This is a genomic window from Streptomyces sp. SP17BM10 (assembly GCF_036322405.1).
Taxonomy (GTDB): Bacteria; Actinomycetota; Actinomycetes; order Streptomycetales; family Streptomycetaceae; genus Kitasatospora.
In genome coordinates this window covers 1-4,309 of sequence record NZ_JAQYXB010000524.1, presented here as the reverse complement: position 1 = coordinate 4,309, position 4,309 = coordinate 1, and the positions used below count along the sequence as shown (strand labels likewise).

Genomic DNA, 4,309 nt, shown 5'->3' with positions numbered 1-4,309 from the left:
TACATTCCGAACCCGGAAGCTAAGCCTCACAGCGCCGATGGTACTGCAGGGGGGACCCTGTGGGAGAGTAGGACGCCGCCGAACAATCATTCCGAAAGGACCCACTCCCGATCCGGGAGTGGGTCCTTTTGCGTTTCCGGGGATGCTCCCGGAAGGGCTCAGTTGTCGTCCTCGCCGTCCTGACCGCCCGGGGCCTGCGGGTCCACCTGAGCGTTCGGGGACGGTTGGGCCTGTGCCGGTGCTTGGACCGGAGCCTGTGCCTCGGCGGGAGCCTGTGCCTGGGCCTGGGCCGGGGCTTGCGCCTGGGCCGGGGACTGGGCGGGTGCCGCGGGAGCGGACGGCGCGGCCGTGCCCCACTTCGGCCGGCCGAGCCATTTGCCGGCGCTGTTGGTGAGCCGGGCGACCCCGGTGCCGTCCGACTGCATGCTGTAGAGGTCGGCGGTCGCGCCCGCGGGGGCCTGGGCGAAGACGATCGACCGGCCATCGGGCGCGTAGGAGGCGGCGCCGTAGTAGGCGTCGGACGGGGCGGGGGTGAGGGCGGCGATGGCGCTCCCGTCGGGGTGGACGGTGTAGATGCCGCCGCCGGGGGCGTTCTCGGGGCCGGCCGGGTAGGTGGTGAAGAGGATCTGGCTGCCGTCGGGGGACCAGCTCGCGCGGTCGCCGGCGCGGAGTTCCCAGGGAGTGAGCTGGCGCAGGCCCGTCCCGTCGGTGTTGACGACGTACACGGCCCGGGAGTTGGCGGGCTGTCCGCTCGGGCCGGTGCGGTACTCGAAGGTGAGGCGCTTGCCGTCGGGGGACCAGCTGGGGTTGCCGACCTCGCCGGAGTACGGCTTGTCGTTGGTGAGGAAGGTGAGGCGCTGGACGTTGGTGCCGTCCGGGGCCATCAGGTAGAGGTCGGAGTACTGGATCTGGGTGGTGTTGTTGCCGGCCGGGTTGACGGCACCCCAGGAGCGGCTGAACGCGAGCTGCGTGCCGTCGGGGGAGTAGGCGGGGGCGCGTTCGTCCTCGTTGGTGCAGTCGGCGGCGCCGTTCTCGCAGAGCTGACCGATCTGGTGCTCGCCGTCGCCGCTCGCGGTGACCGTCCAGAGCCGGGCGGTGCCGGTCTGCGGGTCGGTGCGGTCGAAGGCGATGGTGCTGCCGTCGGGGGACCAGTCGGGGCGGTCGTCGCGGGTGCGGACGGGCGGCTTGGTGACCTGGTGCTCGCCGCTCCCGTCGGGGCCGACGGTGACGATGGCGCTGGTGGTGCGACCGGGGTCGAGGAACGCCCGGCTGGCGATCAAGCCGTTGTGGGCCGCCACCGCGGGGGCACCGGTGGCACCGACTGCGGCGCCGACGACGCCGGGGGTGGGCGAGGTCGTCGACCCGGGCGTCGCGGTGGGGCTCTCGGGCCGGATCTCGGAGAGCGGGATGTCACCGGGCTCGGCGCCACAGCCGGTGAGCAGGGTGCCCAGCAGCAGAAGGCCCGCACCGGCGCTTGCGCGGGTGCGGGCCCTGGTCGTGGCTGACTGCCCTGTGCCGGTCATCCGCGTCATCTCCGTCTCCGGCCTCGCGGCCGCTCCGACTCTCGCTCCGTCGCCGATTCAGGACGAAGGCCCCCGAAGGGGTCTGTCACTGTGTCAGACGGGCAGCGTCGGCGGCCGGGGCGACACGCGTCGTAGCGCGTTCGCTCGGCCACATGGAGTAACGGTGGAGCGGGGGTGGCGGACCGGATGACCGGTCGGCGGGTCAGCCCTTGGCGGCGCGGCGCTCGGCCTTGGCGAGGGCCTCCGCCTCGTCCTCGGCCTCGGCGACCTCCAGGGTGGGCGCGGTGCCGCCGAGCTGCGCGGGCAGCCACCAGGTGTCGTCCGGGCCGGAGGGCTTGCCGGGGTACTCGCGCTGGGCGCGGTCGAGCATCTCGCTCATCGCGGCCCGCAGCCTGCGGGTGACCATGACGGGCTTGTCGTCGGGGCCGAGGTGGATCGGCTCGCCGATCATGATGGTGACCGGGACGTGCCGCTTGGTGAGGGTCTTCGGGCGGCCCTTGGTCCAGAGCTGCTGGGTGCCCCACAGGACGACGGGCAGCAGCGGGGCGCCGGAGTCGGCGGCCATGCGGGCGGCGCCGGTCTTGAACTTCTTCAGCATGAACGAGCGGCTGATGGTCGCCTCGGGGAACACCCCGACGACCTCGCCGGCCTTGAGGGCGCGCACCGCGGTCTCGTACGCGGGCTGGCCGTCGGTCCGGTCGACCGGGATGTGCTTCATGCCGCGCATCAGCGGGCCGGAGATGGCGTGCTTGAAGACGTCGTCCTTGGCCATGAAGCGGGTCTTGCGCTTGCCGCCGCGGTAGGCACCGAGGCCGGCGAAGAGGAAGTCCAGGTAGCTGATGTGGTTGCTGACGAGGACGGCTCCGCCCTCGGCGGGGATGTGCTCGGCACCCACGATGTTGATGCGCACGTCGAGCGCGCGGAAGGCGGTGAGTGCGGCGCCGATCACCGGCGGGTAGACGAACTCTGCCACGGTCAGTCCTGACTTCCACGGGCCGGAGCCCGGTACGGCGGGTACCCGCGTCGTTGCGCGGGGCCGACCGGAGCACGGCACGCCGCGGCGGTCACGGGTGATACACGGAGATGATCCCCCGAACGAGTGCCTGCTGTCACCTGAGGCGTGCCGTCAAGCGGACATTCGCCGTGTGATATCGGTGATGAGCGCGGGCGGGAACTTTTCCCGGCCGAGTCAGGCCACGAGGTCGGACCGGCCCTGGGCGCGCCGGATCAGCAGGTACATCTCGCAGCCTGCGCAGTAGCCGATCGCGGCGTTGAGGAAGGCCGCGGCCAGGGCGAACGCGGTGGTGAGCAGGCCGAGCCACGGGACGGCGCTGAGGAAGCCGAGGCTGCCGACGGCGGCGAAGACCAGGCCCACGCCCTGGGCGAAGCGTGGCGGGCGCTCGTCCTCGGTCGCGGTGGGCGGCGCCAGGTGGGGACGGACGAAGGTGCGGTAGAGCCAGCCGTAGGGGGAGAGCCGCAGGCCGCCGAACGCGGGGAGCGCGAAGACGGCGGCCTGGAGGGCGAGGAGCGAACCGCTGCCGGTGATCAGCACGGCGGCGAGGACGATCGCGCTGAGCGCGGCGGAGAAGCGGGGGCCACGGGGGTCTATCTGCACAGGGGCTCCGGGAGGGTCGCGACGGGCGGCGGCGGGGGCGCGTGCGGGCGGCGCGTCAGCGACGGTGACAGCGGGAGGCGGTGGCCCGGCCCAGGGCGACGTAGCGGTGGGAAGTCGGCATCGGCGGCTGCGAGGGGCGGTCGGAATCCACTCGCCGATGCTACGCGGGCCGAGTGTCGGAGGGCGACCTGTCTATGACAATCCGCTTTTGGGATGAGCATGTTGCTGGCGCAGACTGGGGGCGGTCGGGCCCCTGGGTCGTGCGTCATCGCGTCCGTGGCGGTGGAGGTGGGGCGCGAGCTGCTGTTGGTGAAGGTTTGACGGGAGGTCGAAGGTGCCCAGCGAAGACGGGACGGTCCGGCTGTCGGAGGCGGAGCTGGGTGGGGCGCTGGGGGAGCGGGCGACGCTCGTCCAGTTCTCGACGGCGTTCTGCCAGCCCTGCCGGGCGACCCGGCGGGTGCTTTCGGAGGTGGCCGGCATGGTCGACGGCGTCGCGCACCTCGAGGTCGACGCGGAGGAGCGGCTGGAACTGGTGCGCCGGCTGGAGATCCTGCGGACGCCGACGGTGCTCGTCCTGGACGCCGCTGGGCGGGTGGTGCGGCGGGCGGCCGGGATGCCGCGCAAGGCGGACGTGATCGCGGCGCTGGGGCGGGCGGTCTGATGACAGCCGACAGATGACGGCGGACAGATAACAGATGACAGATTTCATCATCTGTTATCTGTCATCTGTTCGCCGTCATCTGTCCATCGTCGGACCCGGCAATCCCGCCGAGGTTCTGCCGCCCCGTCGGGTGGTGCTGGCGGCGGGCTGGGGCAGGATGGGCGCAGGCGGCGGTGCAGCCCTCCCGGCGTAAGCTACTGGCCAGTAGTGACCACTGAGCTACCGGCGAGTATGCTGCCAGGAAGTTCCGGACCGGCACGGGAAATCCGCTGCCCGGAGCAGGTGCGAGCCGTGTTCGCACCGGCTTGCACAGCCGCAGCCGCCGGACGAGACCAGTACAGGAGACAGGCCGTGAGCTTGAGGATCGTTGTCTGTGTGAAGCACGTGCCGGACGCGACGGGTGACCGTCGTTTCGCGGACGACCACACCACCGACCGGGAGGGCGTGGACGGCCTCCTGTCGGAGCTGGACGAGTACGGCGTGGAGCAGGCGCTGCGGATCGCGGAGGCG

4 protein-coding genes, 1 rRNA gene and 1 pseudogene are annotated in these 4,309 nt (G+C 72.0%); 3 read left to right on the top strand and 3 right to left on the bottom strand.

Translation table 11 applies throughout. The features are described 5' to 3' along the window. Window positions 1-84 (top strand): 5S ribosomal RNA (gene rrf, locus PUR71_RS10660); the annotation flags it as partial. 74 nt (window positions 85-158) lie between these two features. On the opposite strand, the gene PUR71_RS10655 is transcribed toward rrf, so the two are convergent. The 3 genes from PUR71_RS10655 to PUR71_RS10645 all read right to left on the bottom strand — a co-directional run bounded on the left by PUR71_RS10655 (window position 159) and on the right by PUR71_RS10645 (window position 3,138). Next, window positions 159-1,523, bottom strand: a complete 1,365-nt coding sequence (locus PUR71_RS10655; protein WP_329926434.1) for a TolB family protein — start codon at window positions 1,521-1,523, stop codon at window positions 159-161. 202 nt (window positions 1,524-1,725) lie between these two features. Next, window positions 1,726-2,496, bottom strand: coding sequence for a lysophospholipid acyltransferase family protein (locus PUR71_RS10650; protein ID WP_329926432.1), 771 nt, complete (start codon window positions 2,494-2,496; stop codon window positions 1,726-1,728). A gap of 216 nt (window positions 2,497-2,712) precedes the next feature. Further along, window positions 2,713-3,138 carry a DUF4395 domain-containing protein gene (locus PUR71_RS10645; RefSeq protein ID WP_329926430.1) on the bottom strand — a complete coding sequence of 142 codons (426 nt, stop codon included), beginning with the start codon at window positions 3,136-3,138 and terminating at the stop codon, window positions 2,713-2,715. 334 nt (window positions 3,139-3,472) lie between these two features. Between PUR71_RS10645 and PUR71_RS10640 the strand changes: the two genes are divergently transcribed. Continuing rightward, window positions 3,473-3,799 carry a thioredoxin family protein gene (locus PUR71_RS10640; protein WP_329926429.1) on the top strand — a complete coding sequence of 109 codons (327 nt, stop codon included), beginning with the start codon at window positions 3,473-3,475 and terminating at the stop codon, window positions 3,797-3,799. A 351-nt stretch (window positions 3,800-4,150) separates the two neighbouring features. Continuing rightward, window positions 4,151-4,309: pseudogene (locus tag PUR71_RS10635) on the top strand (electron transfer flavoprotein subunit beta); the annotation flags it as partial.